18 protein-coding genes are annotated in these 20252 nt (G+C 61.9%); 11 read left to right on the top strand and 7 right to left on the bottom strand.

What is annotated here, in order from left to right; all coding sequences use genetic code 11:
• Nucleotides 1–77: 77 nt before the first annotated feature.
• The 4 genes from rlmN to ACS3WB_RS02225 form a co-directional block, all read right to left on the bottom strand.
• A complete protein-coding gene (gene rlmN, locus ACS3WB_RS02240; protein ID WP_438274024.1) occupies nt 78–1328 on the bottom strand; it encodes a 23S rRNA (adenine(2503)-C(2))-methyltransferase RlmN in 1251 nt (416 codons plus the stop codon).
• A gap of 142 nt (nt 1329–1470) precedes the next feature.
• Complete coding sequence (locus ACS3WB_RS02235; protein ID WP_438273924.1) at nt 1471–2019, bottom strand: invasion associated locus B family protein; 549 nt, start codon at nt 2017–2019, stop codon at nt 1471–1473.
• A gap of 364 nt (nt 2020–2383) precedes the next feature.
• A complete protein-coding gene (locus ACS3WB_RS02230; RefSeq protein ID WP_438273923.1) occupies nt 2384–2761 on the bottom strand; it encodes a YkvA family protein in 378 nt (125 codons plus the stop codon).
• Nucleotides 2762–2854: 93 nt separating this feature from the next.
• Nucleotides 2855–3181, bottom strand: coding sequence for a 4a-hydroxytetrahydrobiopterin dehydratase (locus ACS3WB_RS02225; RefSeq protein ID WP_438274023.1), 327 nt, complete (start codon nt 3179–3181; stop codon nt 2855–2857).
• 119 nt (nt 3182–3300) lie between these two features.
• Between ACS3WB_RS02225 and ACS3WB_RS02220 the strand changes: the two genes are divergently transcribed.
• The 3 genes from ACS3WB_RS02220 (at nt 3301) to ACS3WB_RS02210 (ending at nt 5869) form a co-directional block, all read left to right on the top strand.
• The gene (locus ACS3WB_RS02220; RefSeq protein WP_438273922.1) at nt 3301–4743 is read left to right on the top strand and encodes a TAXI family TRAP transporter solute-binding subunit; all 1443 of its coding nucleotides are present in this window, start codon (nt 3301–3303) and stop codon (nt 4741–4743) included.
• Between the two features lie 349 nt (nt 4744–5092).
• Nucleotides 5093–5431 carry a ferredoxin FdxA gene (gene fdxA, locus ACS3WB_RS02215; RefSeq protein ID WP_292611350.1) on the top strand — a complete coding sequence of 113 codons (339 nt, stop codon included), beginning with the start codon at nt 5093–5095 and terminating at the stop codon, nt 5429–5431.
• Nucleotides 5432–5479: 48 nt separating this feature from the next.
• Nucleotides 5480–5869, top strand: coding sequence for a DUF488 domain-containing protein (locus ACS3WB_RS02210; RefSeq protein WP_438273921.1), 390 nt, complete (start codon nt 5480–5482; stop codon nt 5867–5869).
• Nucleotides 5870–6089: 220 nt separating this feature from the next.
• On the opposite strand, the gene htpG is transcribed toward ACS3WB_RS02210, so the two are convergent.
• A complete protein-coding gene (gene htpG, locus ACS3WB_RS02205; RefSeq protein WP_438273920.1) occupies nt 6090–8006 on the bottom strand; it encodes a molecular chaperone HtpG in 1917 nt (638 codons plus the stop codon).
• Nucleotides 8007–8372: 366 nt separating this feature from the next.
• Here htpG and ACS3WB_RS02200 point away from each other — a divergent pair, with 366 nt between their 5' ends.
• The 4 genes from ACS3WB_RS02200 (at nt 8373) to ACS3WB_RS02185 (ending at nt 11456) form a co-directional block, all read left to right on the top strand.
• Nucleotides 8373–9035 (top strand): PepSY-associated TM helix domain-containing protein, encoded by a 663-nt coding sequence (locus ACS3WB_RS02200; protein WP_438273919.1) that lies wholly within the window; start codon nt 8373–8375, stop codon nt 9033–9035.
• Nucleotides 9036–9045: 10 nt separating this feature from the next.
• Complete coding sequence (locus tag ACS3WB_RS02195) at nt 9046–9558, top strand: DUF2271 domain-containing protein (RefSeq protein ID WP_438273918.1); 513 nt, start codon at nt 9046–9048, stop codon at nt 9556–9558.
• 63 nt (nt 9559–9621) lie between these two features.
• Complete coding sequence (locus ACS3WB_RS02190) at nt 9622–10431, top strand: DUF4198 domain-containing protein (protein WP_438273917.1); 810 nt, start codon at nt 9622–9624, stop codon at nt 10429–10431.
• 32 nt (nt 10432–10463) lie between these two features.
• The gene (locus ACS3WB_RS02185; RefSeq protein WP_438273916.1) at nt 10464–11456 is read left to right on the top strand and encodes an FAD:protein FMN transferase; all 993 of its coding nucleotides are present in this window, start codon (nt 10464–10466) and stop codon (nt 11454–11456) included.
• 246 nt (nt 11457–11702) lie between these two features.
• On the opposite strand, the gene ACS3WB_RS02180 is transcribed toward ACS3WB_RS02185, so the two are convergent.
• Nucleotides 11703–12389 carry a Fe2+-dependent dioxygenase gene (locus ACS3WB_RS02180; protein WP_438273915.1) on the bottom strand — a complete coding sequence of 229 codons (687 nt, stop codon included), beginning with the start codon at nt 12387–12389 and terminating at the stop codon, nt 11703–11705.
• Between the two features lie 80 nt (nt 12390–12469).
• Nucleotides 12470–14977: a TonB-dependent receptor gene (locus tag ACS3WB_RS02175; protein WP_438273914.1), complete on the bottom strand. Its 2508-nt coding sequence runs from the start codon at nt 14975–14977 to the stop codon at nt 12470–12472.
• 462 nt (nt 14978–15439) lie between these two features.
• Here ACS3WB_RS02175 and exbB point away from each other — a divergent pair, with 462 nt between their 5' ends.
• The 4 genes from exbB to ACS3WB_RS02155 are packed head-to-tail and all read left to right on the top strand — an operon-like array spanning nt 15440 to nt 20092.
• The gene (gene exbB / locus ACS3WB_RS02170; protein ID WP_438273913.1) at nt 15440–16477 is read left to right on the top strand and encodes a tonB-system energizer ExbB; all 1038 of its coding nucleotides are present in this window, start codon (nt 15440–15442) and stop codon (nt 16475–16477) included.
• 44 nt (nt 16478–16521) lie between these two features.
• Nucleotides 16522–16935 carry a TonB system transport protein ExbD gene (gene exbD / locus ACS3WB_RS02165; RefSeq protein WP_438274022.1) on the top strand — a complete coding sequence of 138 codons (414 nt, stop codon included), beginning with the start codon at nt 16522–16524 and terminating at the stop codon, nt 16933–16935.
• Entirely contained in the window at nt 16932–17684 is a 753-nt protein-coding gene (locus tag ACS3WB_RS02160) for an energy transducer TonB (RefSeq protein WP_438273912.1), read from the top strand. The genes exbD and ACS3WB_RS02160 overlap by 4 nt, the downstream gene beginning before the upstream one ends.
• Nucleotides 17681–20092, top strand: coding sequence for a preprotein translocase subunit SecA (locus ACS3WB_RS02155; protein WP_438273911.1), 2412 nt, complete (start codon nt 17681–17683; stop codon nt 20090–20092). Before ACS3WB_RS02160 ends, ACS3WB_RS02155 begins: the two co-directional genes overlap by 4 nt.
• The last annotated feature ends 160 nt before the right edge of the window (nt 20093–20252 follow it).

Here is a 20252-nt window from a genome sequence, read left to right as displayed (position 1 = left end):
TGCCTCGACCTCAAGACGTGGATGGCCGGAATAAATCCGGCCATGGCGGACATAGTCATGCTTGACAAGCACACGCCTCAATCCGTCATCGCCATGGCGCGAAGCGCCTGACGTTCGCGGGCCGACAGTTTTTCGGTTTCGGACTTGAGCTGGCCGCAGGCGGCCAGAATATCGCGGCCGCGCGGTGTGCGCACCGGCGAGGAATATCCGGCATTGAAAATGTATTCGGAGAATTTCTCGATCTGATCCCAGTCCGAGCATTCATAGCGCGTGCCGGGCCATGGATTGAATGGGATCAGGTTGATCTTGGCGTGGATGCCCTTGAGCAACTTCACCAGCAGTTTGGCGTCCTCGAGCGAGTCGTTGACGCCCTTCAGCATCACGTATTCAAACGTGATCCGCCTGGCGTTGGAGGCGGCCGGATAATCGCGGCACGCCTGCATCAACTCCGCGATCGGATATTTGCGGTTCAGCGGAACGAGCTCGTTGCGCAATTCGTCGCGGACCGCATGCAGCGAGATCGCCAGCATGACGCCGATCTCCTCGCCGGTGCGGACGATGTTCGGCACCACGCCCGACGTCGACAGCGTGATGCGGCGCTTCGAGATGCCGATGCCTTCATTATCGGCGACGATCAAAAGCGCGTCGCGCACCGCGTCGAAATTGTAGAGTGGTTCGCCCATCCCCATCATCACGATATTGGTGACAAGGCGGTGGGTCTTCTCCTCTCCCGGAGGCGAGGGCCAGTCGTTCAGGCGGTCACGCGCGACCATGATCTGGCCGACGATTTCACCCGCCGTGAGATTGCGCACCAGGCGCTGGGTGCCGGTGTGGCAGAAGGAACAATTCAGCGTGCAGCCGACCTGCGAGGAGACGCACAGCGTGCCGCGATCGGTCTCCGGAATATAGACGCATTCGACTTCATGCGGCTTTTCGAGATTGTTGCCGCTCGGCAACCGCAGCAGCCATTTGCGGGTTCCGTCATTGGAAATCTGCTCGGCGACGACCTCGGGCCGATCGACCGTGACGCGTTTTTCTAGTTCGGCGCGCATGTCCTTCGAGACACTTGTCATCTCGCCGAACGTCCTCGCGCCGCGGACATACATCCAGTGCCAGAGTTGCTGAACACGCATCCGGCGCTGCGCCGACGCGACGCCGATCGCGGCGAACTGTTCGGATATCTGCGCGCGCGACAGGCCGATCAGCGACGGCTGCGCCGGCGGCACATAGGTTTCAAGCGGGGTTTTCTCCAGCGCACCGTCGGCGGGCAGTACTCCGCGCGCGCCCGGCAGACCCACCGCGGCGGCCTCGGTCGAAACGGTACTCAGGTTGCGGGAGGGTTCGCTCATGCCGCATGACATAAGCCTTTCACGCCCCGCTGAAAAGCCGGCAAATGTTCCAGGCCGTTGACGGATCCGGGCTAGACCGGCTTTTTCCTTATCATCGCGAAGAGCCCAAACGACGGAGCGGCTAGCGCCTGCAATCCTGCCCGACCTTGTCCAGCGCCTGTGACAGGCCTTTCAATGAAAAGACGTCGATGGTTTGCGTCCCCTTGGACGATACGCCCTTGACGGTCGCATCGGCGGACTTGCGCATCGCATCGATCAGCCGGCCTTCCTCGGCTGCGTTCTTGATCCAGATGCCGTCGCCCTGGGTGTACATCTCAAAGCTTGCGCCGCCGACTTCCAGCGTGGCTTCCGAACCCGGCTTGAGCGGATATCCCATCGTGACCGACACTTCGTTCACAACTTTTTCCGCCGGGCGTGTCGAGATGAAGGCGTAGGCTGAATCGCGCGGGCGGTTCGGCGGATTGGTTTTCGAGGACGACGGCTTGGCGAGGGCGAAGCAGACCTTCTTTCCGCTCGGTGATGCGGTGTAGGCACCCCACGCGCCGAACTGTCCGAGCAGCGTCGGCTCCGAGTTACCGGCCGTCGGCGCGCTGATCGCGGGAGCAAGGCCGATGCCGCCTGCCAGCAGACTTCCGACCAGAACTGTCAGCAATTGCCGCATAGACATCATCAAATCTCGTCCTTCATCATTGTGACTGGAAGATGGCTTGACGTGCGCGGGTCACGCTCATTCGGGAATAGCGGGAAACGCCTGATTTGTGAAGGCGGCTCCATCCTCGCGGCTTGCATCATGATTCGCAAGCGAGCGATGTGGATTGACGTTCGCGGGACAGGCGTCGCGCAAAATACTCCGCGCGCAAGGAGACTGCGCCGAAACCGCGATTCGCTAGATCAATTTGCGCCAGCGAAATCGCGGATGAAATCCAGGGCGTGAGGGGACGACCGGCGATCACGTAACCGTGTCATGCGGGACATGACAGCGCATGAGAAGCCCGCGCAACCGCAGCGGCGGCCGGGTTCGTCATGCCTTATGCTTACGTTTCTGCGTTCTCTATTCCGCGCTTCAATGCCGTGCGCGCAGCCTCGCGATGCTCCGGCGTGATATAGGCAGCCACGATCCTGATCGCTGTCGCAAGCACGGCGGCATCGTCAGTGAAACCGAGCACGGGCAACACGTCCGGAATAAAGTCAAACGGCAGGATGAAATAGGCGATGGCGCCAAGCAGCGACGCTTGGACATGACGCGGCGTCTGCTTGTCGAAAGCACAGTAGTAGGCGGCCAGCAGGTCTTCCGCGAACGGCACGTTGGCGATGACGCGCTTCAACTTGCTCCAGAACCGCCGGCGCACGCTGTCGCGGTCCTGCGCCAGCCGCTCGGCGGGTTCGAATCCTACGCTGTGTTCGGATGCCATGTTCAAGGTCCCGAAATGTCATGGGCCGATCGAAATCGTCACCTGCCCTACGTGGGAGTTCCGTTTCCCCGCTGCAAGGCCGGCATCGGCCATTCAGGCCACGCGGAACTGCTTTGCGACCGCGTCCATCGCCTCGGCAAGCCTGATATCGCGCTCGGTCACGCCGCCGGCGTCATGGGTCGCGAGGACGACCTCGACCGTCTTATAGACATTGCGCCATTCCGGATGGTGATCGGCCTTTTCAGCGGCCAGCGCGACCCGCGTCATGAAGCCAAAGGCCTCGTTGAAATCCCGGAATGTGAAAGTACGGGCGATGGCGTCACGGCCAGCGACCTCCGACCAATCCGACAACGCCTTGAGCGCCGCTTTTCGCGCGTCCGCCGACAGCCGCTCCACCATGTCTGCCTCCTTTGAGCAAATCGTTCCGGTCCATGCCACAATGCCGATCCAGAACAAGAACCGGTTCTAAACCATAACGAAAACGTAACTCCGGTCCCGCCGGAAAATCGCTAGAATGTGAGCGCAAGCGTATTGGCAGCATGACATCAGATTCCAGCCGATTATCTACCAGACCGAAGGCCGATGGTCCCGGTGCTGTTCAATCCCCTGAGTCCCGGCGTTCGGTGCGGCGCAAGTTCGCGCTTGTGCTGCTGGCCGGAGTGCTCGCCCTGACCGGCGCGGTCGCAGGCATCTACTATTACAGCATGCGCCCGGTGGTGCTGCAGGTCGCCGTCGGCCCCGCAAACAGCGACGACGCGAAGGTCGTTCAGGGACTGGCGCAGGCCTTTGCACGCTCCCACCAGCAAATCCGCCTGCACCCCGTGCTGACCGATGGAGTGACCGCAAGCGCCTCCGCCTTGTCCAATGGCGAGGCCGATCTCGCGATCGTCCGCGGCGATCTCGATGTTCCAAAGAATGCGCAAGCCGTCGCGACACTGCGCAAGAGCGTCGCGGTCCTATGGGTTCCGCCGAGGCCAAAGGGCAAAAATGCCAAGGCCACGAAAATCAAGACTATCGCACAACTCGCCGGCCACCGCGTCGGCGTCGTCGGCCAGACCGACGCCAATGTGAACCTGCTGAAAGTCATCTTGCAGCAATACAACGTCGATCCCGCCAAGGTGGACATCGTCCGGTTCGCCACTGCCGAAGTCGCCCAGGCGATCCGAGCCCAGAAGGCGGATGCGTTCCTCGCAGCCGGTCCCGTCAACAGCAAGATCACTGCGGACGCCATTGCGGCCTCCGCGCGCGACGGCGGGGCGCCGACCTTCCTCGCAATCGATTCCGCCGACACGATCGCGCAAAACCATCCGGTATACGAAGCCGCGGAAATCCCGCCGGGCGCGTTCGGCGGCTCCCCTGCCCGCCCGGACGAAGAAGTGAAAACGATCAGCTTCTCGCATCATATCGTCGCCCGAAAAAGCTTGTCGGACGCGACAGTCGCCGCATTCACCCGGCAGCTCTTCGCGATCCGGCAACAGATCATATCGGACTTCCCGCTGGCCGCGAAAATCGAAACCCCCGACACCGACAAGGACGCCGTGATTCCGGTTCACCCGGGCGCCGCCGCCTATGTCGACGGTGAAGAGAAAACCTTCCTCGATCGCTACAGCGATTACATCTGGTGGGCGCTGATGGCGATGTCGGCGACGGGGTCCGTAGGCGCGTGGTTCGCGAGCCACCTGAAAAAAGAAGAGCGGGTCGGCAACATGACCCAGCGCGACCGGCTGCTCGACATGATTGCGCTGGCGCGCCGGAGTGATTCCGCCGACGACCTCGACCAGATGCAGGCCGAAGCCGACGCCATCTTGCGTGACACGTTGAACCGTTTCGAGAACGGCGCGATCGAAGAAGGATCATTGGCCGCCTTCAACATTGCGCTCGAGCAGTTCCATAATGCAGTTGCGGATCGCAAATGGCTACTGATGAGCACGCCGCCGCGTCCGCTAACTGCGAGCGTTCAGCTCCGCGCGACCGGGCCCTAATGATTTGACGGTGTTGTCGGATCGGAACCCCGGGGCGGTCGACAATCACGATAAATTTGATTTCCGGGCGCATCGGGCGTATACATATAAGAGGCATATACAATATATCTTATGATGAGCGTGCATCTGCGGTCAGGAGTATGGCCTCGAATACCAAAGCACCGCTTTTGTTCGCCCGATCTCCTGTCAGAATAGCGCTTGCATTCGCGTGCCGGCGGGCGACATGATCTTCTCGGGTGTCGCGCCGGGTGCGTATATACGAGAAGGGTATTCGGTGGATCGTCGGCGCATGTGCGGCGGTTGGCGCCGGTGCAGATCCAGTTCCTTCTGTTCTCGCGGAGTATTCGAGATGACTTTCGTTGTCACCGAAAATTGCATCAAGTGCAAATACATGGATTGTGTAGAAGTATGTCCGGTCGACTGCTTCTACGAAGGTGACAATATGCTGGTCATCAATCCGGATGAGTGCATCGACTGCGGGGTCTGCGAGCCGGAATGTCCGGCCGAGGCCATCAAGCCTGACTCCGAGCCGGGCCTCGAAAACTGGCTCAAGCTGAATGCCGAATATTCTTCGGTCTGGCCGAACATCACCATCAAGCGCGATGCTCCCGCCGACGCGAAAACCTTCGACGGTGTCACCGGCAAGCTGGAGCAATATTTCTCGGCAAATCCCGGGCAAGGCGACTGAGGCAACGCTCAAAATATAAAGACCAATGTAACGCGCATCTGAAGGCCAATGACGCGGCTTGCGGCCAAAAACATCAGTGTGAAGCGAGCTTACGAGCCGCCCGCGAAAAGCGACGGCACACGAATACTGGTTGACCGCTTATGGCCCCGCGGCCTTAGCAAGGCGGATGCCGCCATCGACCATTGGCTGAAAGACATCGCGCCCAGTACCGATCTGCGCAAATGGTTCGCTCATGACCCCGCGCGCTGGGAGGAATTTCGGCAGCGATACGCCGATGAGATTCGCGGACATCCGGAACAGCTTGACGAACTACGCGCCTGCGCCGGGTCAGGGCGGTTAACGCTCGTCTTTGCGGCCCACGATGAATCCCGCAACAATGCGGTTGTCTTGAGGGACGTCCTTCTGGGTCGCATCGGCGCGCGATCTCCATCCAGCTAACGAGCCCGCAGTGAATCGCGACGAACGACTCTTCACCTCTTAATCGTTTGCGGAAAGAGATCTGCGAAGCCCGTCCGGCGGAATTGCATTGTCCCCTCTGGAATTTTTTTCATTCGTTGCAAGGCAAGGCGCGTTTTCTTCTTGCAGAAGGGAATGCGGATCCTGCCGGAACATTATCTTTCGATTGGGCAATGAAGCGAACTTCTGACCACCACACGAGCTACGCCGGCGAACCGCGCAGTCCCCGCTCGACGATGCGGGCCAGACGCCTGGAAAACTCAAGCGCGTCACTGGGACGGTCGCCGTCGAGAACGCGCGCGTCATCAAGCAGCATCCGCGCCGTGTCCTCCTTGAAGGCGCGATCGCTATCCCCGAGCGCCGCCAGCGAAGCGATCAGCGAATGCCTCGGGTTCACCTCGAGAACCGGCTTGGATGCGCCGGGGAGTTGCCCGACGCCGACGAGAATCTTTTCCAGTTGCCGATCGGGCCCTGATTCGGCCGCAACGAGGCAGACGGCGCTGTCGGTGAGGCGCTCGGACGGTCGCACGTCGGAAACCAGGTCCGAGAGAGTCGTCTTGAGAAAGGAGAGGAACTCCGCGACTTCAGCGCTGACCTCCTGCGAAGGCTCAGCGCTCGCGTCTGCGCGCGGGATCGCCGCGAGATCCGCCGCACCCTGCGTCACGGACTTGAACGGCTTGCCCTCGAAGTTTGGTCCGGACGTGACCCAGAAGCTGTCGACCGGATCGGACAAGAGCAGAACCTCCACGCCGCGGGCACGGAAACCTTCCAGATGGGGCGATGCTTCGAGACGCGCGGCGTCGTGCCCGGCGAGATAATAGATCGACGTCTGATTTTCCTTCATGGCGCCAACGTAGTCCTTGAGACTTCGCAGCGAGCCCGCCGTGGTCTTGAAACGGCAAAGTCCGAGGATGACATCGCGCCGGTCGTAAGCGTCGTAGATGCCCTCCTTGAACATCAGACCAAAGGTCTCCCATATCTTTCCGTAAGCGGCCGGGTCTTTTTCGGCGAGCTTCTCGAACTCGGTCAGGATGCGGCCGGTGATACTCTTCTTGATCGCCGCCAGAATCGGGCTTTCCTGAATCATTTCGCGCGAAATATTGAGCGGAAGATCAGATGAGTCGACGACGCCGCGCACGAACCTGAGGTAGCGGGGCAGCAGGTCGGCGTCGTCGGTAATGAAGACGCGCCTCACGTAAAGCTTGATCGGCCCCTTGCGCTCGGTCTCAAACAGATCGAAAGGCCGGGTCTGCGGCATGAACAGCAGCGCCGTGAATTCCTGCCGCCCTTCGGCGCGGAAATGCACCGTCAGCGCCGGCTCGTCGAATTGACCCGCCACGCTGCGGTAGAAATCGGCATATTCGGAAGCGCTGATCTCGCCGCGCGGTTTGGTCCACAATGCCGCGCCATCGGCGATTTCGATCGGCGCAGCTCCGGGCTTCTCAACAAGCACGATCGGAACAGGCACATGGCCGGATTGATCCCTGACGATCTGTTCGAGCTTGGGCCGGTCGGCATAGCCCTTGGCGTCTTCCGTGAGATGAAGCGTCACGCGGGTGCCTCGCGCAGGCGCCTCGTTCACATCCAGCGGCGTTACCGTGAACGTCCCCTTCCCGTCCGACGACCAGCGCCACGCCTCGCCTGCGCCCGCGCGCCGCGAGATCACGTCGACCCGATCCGCCACCATGAAGGCGGAATAGAAGCCGACCCCGAACTGGCCGATCAGATTCACGCCCTCTCCCGCTTCGGCAGTCTTGGCCTGTTCGATCTTGGCCTGCTCGATGAAAGCCTTGGTGCCCGAGCGGGCGATCGTTCCCAGCGCATCGACCATCTCGTCGTGGCTCATGCCGATGCCGTTGTCCTCGATCGTCAATTGCCGCGCTTCGGCGTCGATCGTGAGAGCAATCTGCGGCTTTGTGTCATCCGGGAGCAGCGCGGGATCGCTGATAGCCTCGTAGCGTAGCCGCTCGCAGGCGTCCGCCGCATTGGAAATCAGTTCCCGCAGGAACACATCCTTGTCGGAATAAACCGAGTGCACCATCATCTGGAGCAGCTTGGCGACATCCGCTTCGAACACGCGGCTTTCGGCCGCACCCTCCCTGTCGATCGTCGAGGTCATAGTCGCTTCACCTTAGAATATCTTGACGCAAGTCGTCTGCGCCCGATGATATAGAAAATATGCCAGCGGCATTCCAGTAGCTCCGTCACCCATTCCAACACCCTGATTCACCGGCGCGCCGGGGCTCAGCAGCCGGCACGCCCCCCGCGCGCGCCATATCACGCGGGCAGGCGGCGATGTGGAATGCAGATGGCTGACGCACACTGATCGGCGAGAGCAACAACACTGGCCCGGTTCAGTTTAGAACGAACCTAATTTCGTCCTGTAGTAAAGCGATGTCGGCTTCGCTAAACAATTTACGCTGATCTGAAAGGCACCGTTTGCACCTCTTCGATTGGCACGATCTGGCAACAATGACGATTACGAATGGACAATCCGGACAGATTGACAATCGACGGCGACGAACTCTGGAAGCGAAAGAAGCGTCGCGCGTTCCTTATCAACCAGCTTTACCAATGGCATTGGATCAGCTCGGGTCTCTGTCTGATCGGGATGCTGATGTTCGCGTTGACTGGGATCACACTGAACAATTCCGGACGGATCGAAGGAAAGCCGGCCGTTGCGACGCACGAAGCGCAGCTTCCATCTGCCATGATCGCCGATCTGAAATCCGAGCCTGCCGCCGCCAAGGCGCCTCTGCCACCGGCAATCAGCGCGTGGTTACAGCGCGAGGTCGGCGTCAATACCGCCGGCCGCGATACCGAATGGTCGGCCGATGAGGTCTATGTCGCGCTGCCGCAGCCCGGCGGCGACGCCTGGCTGAGCATCCAGCGCGACAGCGGCGCGGTGTCGTACGAGATCACCACGCGGGGCTGGATTGCCTATCTCAACGATCTGCACAAGGGCCGTCATACCGGCAAAGCGTGGAGCTGGTTCATAGACGTGTTCGCGATCGCCGCGACCATCTTCTGTATCACAGGCCTCTTGCTGCTGCAGCTTCACTCCAAGCGGCGGCCGGCCACCTGGCCCGTCGTCGGCATGGGCCTGATCATTCCGATGCTGCTCGCCGTTCTTCTCATTCATGGATAGAAGGTCAACAATGCGTCTCCTGATTTCCGCCGCACTCACCACCCTTGCCGCCGGTTCGTCGCTGGCTTCCGAAGCCACGATCAGCATCGATATTCCGCAGCTCAGCGTCGTCGAGTATCACAAGCCCTACGTCGCCATGTGGGTCGAAAAGGCCGATGGCGGCAAGATCGCCAATCTTGCCGTATGGTACGACGTCAAGCACAAGGACAATGAGGGCACGAAGTGGCTCAAGGACCTGCGGCAATGGTGGCGCCGCACCGGTCGCGAGCTGACGATGCCGGCTGACGGCCTGTCGAGCCCGACCCGCGCGCCCGGCACTCATCAGATCAAGTTCGATAGCGCGTCAAAACCTCTCGATGGGCTCACTCCCGGCAGCTACCAGCTCGTCATTGAGGCCGCGCGCGAAGTCGGCGGCCGCGAGCTTCTGAAAATCCCGTTCGAATGGCCGCCGAAAGCTCCGGCGAACGGCGCGGCCAAGGGCGAACGCGAGCTTGGTTCGGTCTCATTGAAGCTGACCCCCTGATTCATCACCCGCGAATACATCGCGCATTGTCGCCCCTCAGCTTTCATGGATAAGGATTTCGCCATGACCAATCCTCTCAAGCTCGCACTGATCGCAGCGACCGCTTCACTGCTGGCTCTGCCCGCGCAGGCACATCGCGGCTGGCTGCTGCCCTCCGCCACGGTGTTGTCCGGATCGGACCTCTGGGTCACGGTGGATGCTGCCGTCTCCAACGACCTGTTCTACTTCGAGCATAATCCGCTGCAGCTCGACAACCTGTCGATCGAAGGGCCCGACGGCAAGGCCATCACGCCGGAAAACGTGGCCAAAAGCCATTTTCGCAGCTCCTTCGATTTCAAACTGGCGCAGCCCGGCACCTACAAATTGACGGTGGCCAACCAGGGCCTGTTCGCCAGCTACAAGGTGGACGGCCAGAACAAGCGCTGGCGCGGCAAGCCCGAGGAACTCGCCTCGGCCATTCCTGCCAATGCGACCGACGTGAAGGTTACCGAAAGCCGCGGCCGCATCGAATCCTTCGTCACCTCGGGCAAGCCGTCGGACGCGACGCTGAAGCCGACAGGCGTCGGGCTTGAGATGGTTCCTGTCACCCATCCGAACAATCTTGTCGCCGGCGAGAAGGCGACGTTCCGCCTGATGCTGGACGGGCAGCCCGCCAAAGGCGTCGCGGTTGAGATCGTCCCGGGCGGAATCCGCTACCGCGACGCGCTGAATGACACCAAGGCCACCGCCGACGATACCGGCACCTTCAGCGTCACCTGGCCAGCGCCCGGCTTCTACTGGATGAGCGCGTCGGTGCGCGACGACAAGAGCAAGATCAAGAACGCTCAGCGCCGCAGCAGCTACGCCGTCACGGTCGAAGTGCTGCCGCAGTAACGACGCCGATGAGAGCGTCAGGCGCCCGGCGAGTGGCGATCCCGGCAATGCCGGCGAGTCCGCCGGCCATTCCGGCGGGCGGGCGCATTCAGGACCTGAGCGGCGCGACCATGGGCACCACATGGTCGTGCCGATTCGTCGGCTCGGCCGCGAGCGCGCAAACGCTGCGCCGGACAATTCCCCTCGCGCTCGATCGCGTGATCGCGCAGATGAGCCCGTGGGAGGACCAGTCCGACACCAGCCGGTTCAACCGGCTGTCGCTCGATCAATGGCAGGAAATGCCGCGCGAACTCGGCGAGGTGATGGCTGGCGCGCTGCGCATCGCACAGGAATCGGACGGCGCGTATGACCCGACCATGGGAGCGCTGATCGATCTCTGGGGTTTCGGCCCGAGCGGACCTCGCACAGCGCCGCCGCCGCCGGATGAGATCGCCCGCCTCCATCGGGCTAGCGGATGGCGGCAACTCGAGTTCGACGCCGGCACCCGCCGTCTGCGTCGCGACGATCGCGGGCCGGTCAATCTCTGCGGCATCGCCAAGGGCTTTGCCGTCGATCTGGTGGCTGAAACCCTGCTCGAGCTTGGCATTCACAATGCTCTGGTGGAAATCGGCGGCGAATTGCGCGGGCACGGGGTCAAGCCCGACGGCAGCCCGTGGTGGGTCGAGATCGATCGGCCCGCCCAAGTCGCGGCCGGCGTCGCGGCCGAGCCGATGCTCGTCGCCTTGCACGGCCTCGCGATCGCGACATCCGGCTGCGAACGCGGCTTCGCTTACGGCGCGCAGCATTTCTCTCACACACTCGATCCGCGAACCGGATGGCCGATCGCCAACGGCATGGTCACCGCGACCGTCCTGCATCGCTCCTGCATGGAAGCGGATGCCTACGCGACGGCGCTGATGGTGCTGGGGCCGGACGCCGGAACCGATTTCGCCGTCAAGCACGAACTCGCGGCGATGATCCGCTTCCGCAGCGGAGATGCAATCACCGAGCGCATCACGCCCGCCCTCGACGCCATGCTGGCTTGATTTCCGGACTTGTCCCACGCCTTCGGGATGACCGCTTCCCGTCACGCCAAGCGCAACCGTTCAAAGATGGCGTCGCTTCCGCTCGCCCATAGTCGTTCGAAGAACGGCGTCGCTTCCGCTCGCCTGTGGTCCCAGCACCCATCCACACCTCAGGACGTGAATGCCCGGCATGATGGCTCAACAAAACCGCTTCGCGCTTTTAAAAGTCGCTCATGTTTGTTGTCGGCATTTTCAGAGGCTTCGCGATCAGGTCAGCGCCCATTGCCGCAGCAGATTATGATACAGCGAGGTCAGCGACACCAAAGACGGGTGCTCGGGATGGTCGGCGTTGAGGCGAATGATCGACATATCCAGGTCGAACATCATCGCGCGCTTCGTCACCTCGGCGATCATGCTCTCGGTCCAGAAAAATGACGCGAGGCGCGTACCGCGAGTCACCTTGGTGACAAGGTGAACGCTGGTGCCGGGATACACGATCATGTCGCCGGCCGGTAGCTTCACCGAATGCGAGCCATAGGTATCTTCAATCACCAGTTCGCCGCCATCGTATTCTTCCGGCGACGACAGGAACAGTGTCGAGGACACGTCGGTCCGCACGCGTCTTCCGGTTCTAGGGATCGTGCGAATCGCGTTGTCGACGTGGGAGCCGAAATTCATCTCCCCATCGGCGTCGTAGCGATTGAACAGCGGCGGAAAGATCGTCTTCGGCAAGACCGCCGACATGAACAGCGGATTCCGGTTGAGCGCCGACAGCACCATGTCGCCGAGTTCGCGGGCTTCCGGCGTACCCTCGGGCAGTTGCAGGTTGCGTTTCACCTGGGCCGATTGATGCCCGGCTGTGATGCGCCCATCCGCCCAGGCGGCCCGTTCCAGCACCTCGCGGCAGTGTTTCACCTGCTCGGGAGAGAGGACATTCGGGATTCGAACCAGCACCGTGACATTCCTTCAGAAAAAAGCCGGCGCCTCGCGACGCCGGCCCTGATAGCTCACCTTGCGGCCAACATTGCCGCCGGCTACTTGCTCACGTAACGCGCAGCCTTTACCGGATAATCGGCAACCGGCGGCGGCGGCTCGAAGCGATACCGATAGGTCAGGATCGCGGAACGGCCGGCCGCCGGAACCGCATGGCCGCCGTAGTATTGTGCGTAGTAGTGCTCATCCGTGAGATTGTAGATGTTGAGTTGCAAGCTCGATTCCCGTGTGACCTTGTAGTTCGCCATCAGGTCGAACTTCCAGTACGAGGGCACGTAGATCGTGTTGGCCGTGTTGGCAAAGGCCTTCGATTGATAGGTGGCGCCTCCGCCAACCGTCAGTTGCGGCGTGAAATCATACGTGGTCCACAGGCTGAAAGCCTGTTCCGGCGTGTTAGGCAACTGCTTGCCGACCGAATAGCGATCCGCTGCCGAAGCCGTCGCGGGAACGTTGACGATCTTGGAATCCTGGTAGGTGTAGCCAGCGAAGATCTGCCAAAGGTCGGTCAGTTTTCCTGCCAAGCCGGTTTCGAAGCCTTGTACCCGCTGCTCGCCCGCAAGGATTGTCGGCAGGGTCGCCGCGTCCGGACCAGCATTGGCGATGCGCGCGTTCTCCTTGAGGATGTGGAACAGCGCCGCCGTATAGCTCAGCCGCCCCTGCAGGAAATCAATCTTGGTGCCGACTTCCGTTGTGGTGCTGGTTTCGGGCGCAAGCGACACGGTGCCCGACGTCAGCGTTCCAAATTCCGCCGACGGATTGAACGACGTGCCATGCGCCACATAGACGCTGGATTGCTCGGTCGGATGGAAAACGCCGCCGACACGCCAGCTCGTCTGCCGGTCATGAGAATCCAGCGCTCGGTTGGCGGGGGTCGCGTTCAGCGGATCCCGATAGGACGCGGTGACATCGTCGTAGCGGACCGCACCAAGCAGCTCGAAATACCGGTTGATCTTGATCTGATCGGACGCATAGACCGCGATCGTATCGAGATTGGTGCGATTCACGTTACCGAACGGACTCTGATAGATTGGCTGTGACACCGGGTCGATCACGCTGGTCCGGCAATAGACGCCCGGGGTCGATACGCACCAGAAATTGGTGCGGCCACGCTGGTAGCGAGTCTGATGACTGGCCTCGATGCCAGTGGCAAGGGTGTGGGTCAGCCCCCAGGTATCGAATTTTCCGACCAGATCGGTCTGGTTGATCAGCAGCGTGTCGTTGGTCTGCGTATTCCAGTGCTCCTGCGACAGGGTCATCTGATCGACGGGATAATTATAGAACGCCGGAGAAAGTGGGCTTGCCGCCGTATTCGTGAAGGCGGTATTCGCGCTGCTGCCAAGGCCGCGCGGCGGCGTCGGCGCGGCGTAGCGCTGGTTATCGACATACCGGGTGGCGTTGGTCAGCTTGAAACCGTTGTCGAAGTCGTGGTCAAACTTGAGTGTCGTGATGTTGGTGGTGGTCTCCACGAGATCGCGATATGGCCCGATCGTATTGCCGTAGAAGGTGTTACGCGGCACCGGGATCGGCGTGACGGCGCGACCATCGCCATAATAGCCTGCGGTGACTCCCGTGCCGGCTGTGTTCACCTGCGGCGCCGGCAACCACGGATGGCCGTAGTCGGGAACGCTTTCCTCGCCCTGATAAATATGGCTCAGCGTGATTTTGTCGCGGTCGGTCACATCGAAAGCGACCGATGGCGCGACACCCCAACGTCGCGTGAAAACACTGTCGCGGTCCGGCGTGGGAACGTCCTGATAGAGCGCGGCGATACGTCCGGCGATGTTGCCCTGCTTGCCGCTGGCATCAATGGTGCCGCGATAACCTGCAGCGCTCGTGCCACTGATCGCTCCGTCGAAGAATGTTGCGCCGGTCGGAAGCTTGGAAACCGTATTGATCGCACCGCCGGTCGAGCCGCGGCCGAACGCGAACGAGGACGGTCCCTTGAGAACTTCAACGCGATCATCGCTGAACAGATCGCGATTGTACCAGCCCGGATCTCGTAAGCCGTCGCGGTACATGTCGCCGCGCGCAGTGAAGCCGCGGATGAACGGGCTGTCGCCCTGCTGCCCGCCTTCGCCGGCGCTGAACGTGATGCCCGGCACCGTCCGCAGGGCTTCCTCCATGCTGGTGAGATTCTGATCCCGAATGACCTGCTGCGTCACCACGTTGACGGTCTGCGGGGTGTCGCGCAGCGGCGTGCCGATGCGTGAAATGCCGGCCTGCGCGGGAGCCTGATAGCCGGTGACGCCGTGTCCGTCGCCGACGATGGGGTTGATCTGAACGTTGCTTGGCGTAGGCGCGACGACCGGCGCCGGCGCAGCCCGTACCGGCGCACGATGCGCGGTTCTTTTCTTGGCCTGCCGCTTCGGCGCGGTGACGCGAACCTGCGGAAGATCATCGGCGCTGGTCGCCGGTTGAGCGTCTGCGGAGTCGGGAATCAGCATCACCGCGGCGATGCCGATCATCGCCTTGCTCCAACCCACGACCGACGACTGTCCCGCCACGTCGCCGTTCGTACTACCCGCGTCACCTACCGATGAAATACCCATTCGCCCCACCCATCCTTAAAAGATTGCAGACATCACGGGAGCAAATCCGCATCCGCGATATGTCGCTCGTCATTAACTAAAAAACCTTCGTGGGCAACATTCACGTGCTGCAATTCGCAGCAGTCTATAGAGGTTCTAGTTTTCATTGCCTTCGATTGGTACAGAATGTCGCAGGCTCGTCGGTGTCGCGCCATCACAGGGCGCATTCGCGCTTGGCTTTCGGGGTCGCCAGGCAGGATGGTGCGGGCAGCAACCCGTTGTGGCGGGACAGCGAATCAACGCCGGCCTCAGCATTAACCGCGCCGTCGCGTCCTGCGTCTTAAAGAGATTCTAAAACTCTCGCGCCGTTTCTCTGTTTGATTCAAAAAATACAGACGCTAGACCAACCTCGGGTGCCTGCGCATCCGTCTTCGTCACTGCGCGAACAGTCCAGAGCAGCGCATCAATATAGAGTTTGCCAACATGAAGCTGTCTCTGAACCTTCCGTGCAATAAGGTGGCGCGCAACGAGCGAAGGCGAGCCGCAAAGGCTTCTGCGATCGCGCTCGTCTCTCTTTTGACGTTTTCCTTCGTGCCGCATGTCGTTGACGCACAATCCCTGGCGCAGCCTGGTGCGCATGAAGCGGCTACTTCCGGACAAGCTCCCGCAGCCACGCAGTCAGTTTCTCCTGCGCCGCAGATCACCCAGCCTTCATCGCAGCCCGCATCTCAGGCATCGCCCCCCGAGCAGCAGACTGCGCCCTCCCCTGGGCCCGCGGAGCATCAGGCTCTACCCGCAACGGAAGTGACCGAAGCCCCCGAGCCGATTCTGCCGCACGAACTGACGCCGATCGGCATGTTCATGGCCGCCGATTACATCGTGAAGGCGGTGATGATCGGCCTGGCCTTCGCTTCGGTCGTGACCTGGTCGGTGTGGCTTGCCAAAACGATCGAATTGCTCGGCGCGCGAAGCAAGCTCATGCGCGACCTCCGCAGCGTGGAAGGCGCGCGCTCCCTCGAAGAGGCGAACAAAACGCTGGAGAACTCCGGCAGCGACATCGCGATGCTGACCCATGCCGCGCGCGACGAAATTCGTCGTTCGCAGGACGCCATGATCCATGACGGCGTCAAGGAGCGGATCGCTTCGCTGTTCAGTCGCATCGAGGCCGCCGCGGCGCGGCGCATGACCCGCGGCACCAGCATTCTGGCCACCATCGGATCGACCGCGCCGTTCGTCGGACTGTTCGGCACGGTCTGGGGCATCATGAACGCCTTCATCGGCATCTCGAAATCGCAAACCACCAATCTCGCCGTCGTCGCACCCGGCATTGCCGAGGCATTGCTGGCGACAGCGATGGGACTTGTCGCGGCGATCCCGGCGGTGATGGTCTACAACATGTTCTCGCGATCCATTAACAGCTACCGTGGCTTGCTGGGCGACGGCTCGGCGGAGCTGATGCGCATGGTGAGCAGAGATCTCAACCGGGCGGAAATGGTTCCTCATCAGCGAGCCGCGGAGTAGCGCGCGTGGGCGTTTCGCTTCAGCAATCATCCTCCGAAGACGAGATGGCGCAGGTCAGCGACATCAACGTGACGCCGTTCATCGACGTCATTCTGGTCCTGCTGATCATCTTCATGATTGCCGCGCCACTGGCGACGGTCGACATAGCCGTCGATCTGCCGGCGTCGACGGCGACGAAGCAGCCGCGCCCCGACAAGCCGATCTTCGTCACCATGAAGGCCGACCGGACGCTCGCCATCGGCAACGATCCTATCTCGCGCACCGGCCTTGCCGGTTCGCTCGACGCCATCACGTCATCGGATCGAACCAAGCGGCTGTTCGTTCGCGCCGACAAGACCGTTCCCTATGGGGATGTCATGACGCTGATGAACGACCTGCGGGCTGCCGGCTATCTCAAGATCGCGTTGGTCGGGCTTGAGTCCGTGGGCGGAACGCAATCCGTCGGAGTCCCGCAATGAGTATGCCGCGCCGCTATCGCAACATGACACGGAACGAACTGCTGCGCTGGGGCACCTGTTTCGTCGCCATGCTGTCGCTCCATGGCGCCGTCGCGGCCGCCTTGCTCATGACTCCCGCGGAAGGCGATACATTCGATACCGTCACGGCGATCGACGTGGATTTTACCACCGAGTCCTTCCGTGACGCCGAGGCGCGGGACGTCGCACCGGGCGAAGAGCAAATGCAGACCGACGAGGCTCCTCCTCCTCAGGAGAAGGCCGAGGTCAAGACGGAGAAGGTACCGGAACCGGAGCCTCCGCTTCCGCAGGTCGCTGAACCTGACGTTGCCCTGGAAACAACCCCTGAGAAGAAGCAGGAAGAGGAAAAGAAGGAAGACAAGGAAAAGACGCCCAACGCAACGCCCCCGCTGGTTGCGGCGTCGGCCACGACGGCGCCCACGGCCGCGGCCTCGCGCAAGGCAAGGCTGGTGAGCTGGAAACGCCAGTTGGCTCTTCATCTGCAGCGAAGCAAGCGATATCCCCACGAAGCCCAGAGACGTCACGAGACCGGCACGTCGCGAGTGTCCTTCGTCGTTGACCGCCAAGGCCACATCATTACCAGCAGAATCGTTAAAGGCAGCGGGTCCGACGCCCTCGATCGCGAAACACTCGACCTCCTGCAGCGCGCCCAGCCGTTGCCCGAGCCTCCAAACGATGTCGGCGGTACACAATTTGCTTTCACGATGCCGATTCTTTTTGAGTTTCGATGATCCTGCGCCTGGCCGGGCGCGCGCTGAATTTCGGCCCTCGCCGGAAACTGACACGATACGAAACGACGGCCCGCCGGATTCTTTCTTTGGAAGCAGATCACCGGGGGCTGTCTGCCGCCGCGCTGCGCGAGCGCGTCGTCGAACTGCGGCAGCAAGTCCGGACCGGCACTCCCCTGGATGAGATCAAGGAGGAAGTCTTCGCGCTGGCTCGCGAGGCCTCTCACCGCGCGCTGAAACAATATCCCGTTCCGGCGCAGATCATCGGCGCTCTCGCGCTTCACGATGGCCACATCGCCGAGATGAAGACCGGCGAAGGCAAAACGCTGACCGCCACGCTGGTCTGCGCGCTGCATGCCTTGACCGGCGAAGGCGTCCACGTCGCCACGCCGAACGACTATCTGGCGGAGCGCGACGCCGGTTGGATGCGCCCGGTCTACGATCTGCTGGGACTGAGCACCGGCGTCATCACCCAGGAGATGGACGACGACAGCCGGCGTGACGCCTATCGTTGCGACATCACCTACGGGATCGCCAGCGAATTCGGCTTCGACTATCTGCGCGACAACATGAAATTTTCCGCCGCGGAAACCGTCCAGCGCGGCCATGCCTTCGCGTTGGTCGACGAGGCCGACGCCACCCTGATCGACGATGCCGGCATGCCGTTGGCGCTGTTCGGCCCGCTTGGGGATCACTCGGGCTTCTATCAGGCGATCGATGCCGTCATCGCCTCATTGCAGCCCGCGCACTACGAGATCGATGCTCGGCGTCGCGTCGCGTTGACCGAGGCGGGGTACAGCGAAGTCGAGCGTCGGCTGCGCGAACAAGGACTGCTGAAGGCTTCAACGACGTTGCATGACATCGCATCGATCTCGCTGCTTCACCATGTCGTGCAGTCGCTGCGGGCTCATGCCGTGCTCGTCCGCGACCGCGACTACGTCATCGAGAACGGCGGCGTGACCATTGTTGACAGGCTGACCGGCCGCCCGATGCCGGGACGACGCTACGACGAAGGATTGCACCAGGCATTGGAGGCCAAGGAAGGCTGCGTCATCGGCGAGGAAACGCATACGCTCGCGGCGATCACGTTCCAGACCTATTTCCGTCGTTACGCCAGGCTTGCCGGCATGACCGGCACGGCGACGGCGGATGCCGAGGAATACAACGATATCTATGGCCTCGATGTGATCTCCATCCCGACGCATCGCCCGATGATCCGAATCGACGAGTCCGTACTCCACACCACTGCCGCCAGCAAAATGCGGGCGATCCTGCGGGATTTGGAAGACGCGGCCGCGCGCGGACAGCCCGTGCTGATCGGCGCCCCCACCATCGAACGGTCGGAAGCGCTGGCGGCGATGCTTGAAGCCAACGGCTGGCGCCAGCGTCACGAGCAGATGGAGCGCGACGCCCCAACGCGCACCTTCGCGCTGCTCAATGCCAAGCATCACGCCCGCGAAGCTCAGATCATCGCCGAAGCCGGCGCGCCCGGTGCGGTGACCATCGCCACCGCAATGGCCGGCCGCGGCACCGACATCCGTCTTGGCGGCGAACATGCGGACGAAGCCACCCGCGCCCGGGTGATCGCCGCCGGCGGGTTGCTGGTGATCGGCACCGCTCATCACGATCACGGACGGATGGACGAACAGTTGCGCGGCCGTGCCGGACGACAGGGCGACCCGGGACGTTCCATCTTCCATGCCTCTCTGGAAGACGAACTTCTGACCAACGCCGCAATCACAGCACCTCCCAACGAACAGACCGCATCCATCGCGCCCGCGATCGCAAGCCGCCTGATCCGCGCCGCGCAGAACCGGCATGAGATCCGCAGCTTCGATCAGCGTCTCGGACTGTTGCGATTCGACACGATCATCCAGCGCCAGCGCGAGGACTTCTACGATTTGCGCCGCAATATCCGCGACGGCAACGATACGCTGGCACTGGCAACACGCTTCCGCCATGAGACGATCGACGATCTGATCGACCGTTTCGCAACACCGGCCACCCCATGGGATATCGCCGGACTGGATCACGCTATCCGGTCCGTCCTGACTCTCGCCGTCGATATCAATCCGCCATCTGCCGATCCCAAGGCAGCCGCGCAAGCTCTCGCGCAGCATATACGCGCCATAGCCGACCGCTGGATCGACGGCAAGATCGCCCGCATGGGCGAACCCATGTTCGTCGATATCCTTCGACGGGTGATGATGGCGCTGATCGATCAGCTCTGGTCGGAGCAATCGGACCGCCTGGATCATCTCAAGCGTCGGATCGGGGATCGCCGGCTTCCGCCGCACAAGGTCGTCGCGGAATTCCAGCTTGAAGCGTTCGCGCTGTTCGAACGGATGATAGCCGATTTCCGCCGCGAGGTGACGGCCTATGCCATGCGGGTTGGCATCCGTCCGGCCTGATGATTGCTCGCCCCATAGAACGGGGCCATAGACTCTCCTCCCCTGGCGGTATCGACGAAAGCCTTACTTGACGCCGGCGCGAGGCGCCCTGAGGGTACCGAGGTGCGCGAAACCGCATCCGCCGGGGCGCCGCGCCGGCGGACCGTAACGCGAGTTCGAC

The sequence above is a fragment of the Nitrobacter sp. genome (assembly GCF_051535215.1).
In the GTDB taxonomy this organism is placed as follows: domain Bacteria; phylum Pseudomonadota; class Alphaproteobacteria; order Rhizobiales; family Xanthobacteraceae; genus Nitrobacter.
The sequence above is the reverse complement of the archived record's forward strand: the minus strand, read 5'-3'. Positions and strand labels throughout refer to the sequence as shown.

Coding starts and splice junctions, on each gene's coding strand:
- ACS3WB_RS02160 (WP_438273912.1), top strand. CDS start 16,932: ATGAGTATGCCGCGCCGCTATCGCAACATGACACGGAACGAACTGCTG.
- ACS3WB_RS02210 (WP_438273921.1), top strand. CDS start 5,480: ATGACGCGGCTTGCGGCCAAAAACATCAGTGTGAAGCGAGCTTACGAG.
- ACS3WB_RS02195 (WP_438273918.1), top strand. CDS start 9,046: ATGCGTCTCCTGATTTCCGCCGCACTCACCACCCTTGCCGCCGGTTCG.
- ACS3WB_RS02200 (WP_438273919.1), top strand. CDS start 8,373: ATGGACAATCCGGACAGATTGACAATCGACGGCGACGAACTCTGGAAG.
- ACS3WB_RS02230 (WP_438273923.1), bottom strand. CDS start 2,761: ATGGCATCCGAACACAGCGTAGGATTCGAACCCGCCGAGCGGCTGGCG.
- ACS3WB_RS02190 (WP_438273917.1), top strand. CDS start 9,622: ATGACCAATCCTCTCAAGCTCGCACTGATCGCAGCGACCGCTTCACTG.
- ACS3WB_RS02155 (WP_438273911.1), top strand. CDS start 17,681: ATGATCCTGCGCCTGGCCGGGCGCGCGCTGAATTTCGGCCCTCGCCGG.
- exbD (WP_438274022.1), top strand. CDS start 16,522: ATGGCGCAGGTCAGCGACATCAACGTGACGCCGTTCATCGACGTCATT.
- exbB (WP_438273913.1), top strand. CDS start 15,440: ATGAAGCTGTCTCTGAACCTTCCGTGCAATAAGGTGGCGCGCAACGAG.
- ACS3WB_RS02220 (WP_438273922.1), top strand. CDS start 3,301: ATGACATCAGATTCCAGCCGATTATCTACCAGACCGAAGGCCGATGGT.
- ACS3WB_RS02235 (WP_438273924.1), bottom strand. CDS start 2,019: ATGATGTCTATGCGGCAATTGCTGACAGTTCTGGTCGGAAGTCTGCTG.
- fdxA (WP_292611350.1), top strand. CDS start 5,093: ATGACTTTCGTTGTCACCGAAAATTGCATCAAGTGCAAATACATGGAT.
- htpG (WP_438273920.1), bottom strand. CDS start 8,006: ATGACCTCGACGATCGACAGGGAGGGTGCGGCCGAAAGCCGCGTGTTC.
- ACS3WB_RS02175 (WP_438273914.1), bottom strand. CDS start 14,977: ATGGGTATTTCATCGGTAGGTGACGCGGGTAGTACGAACGGCGACGTG.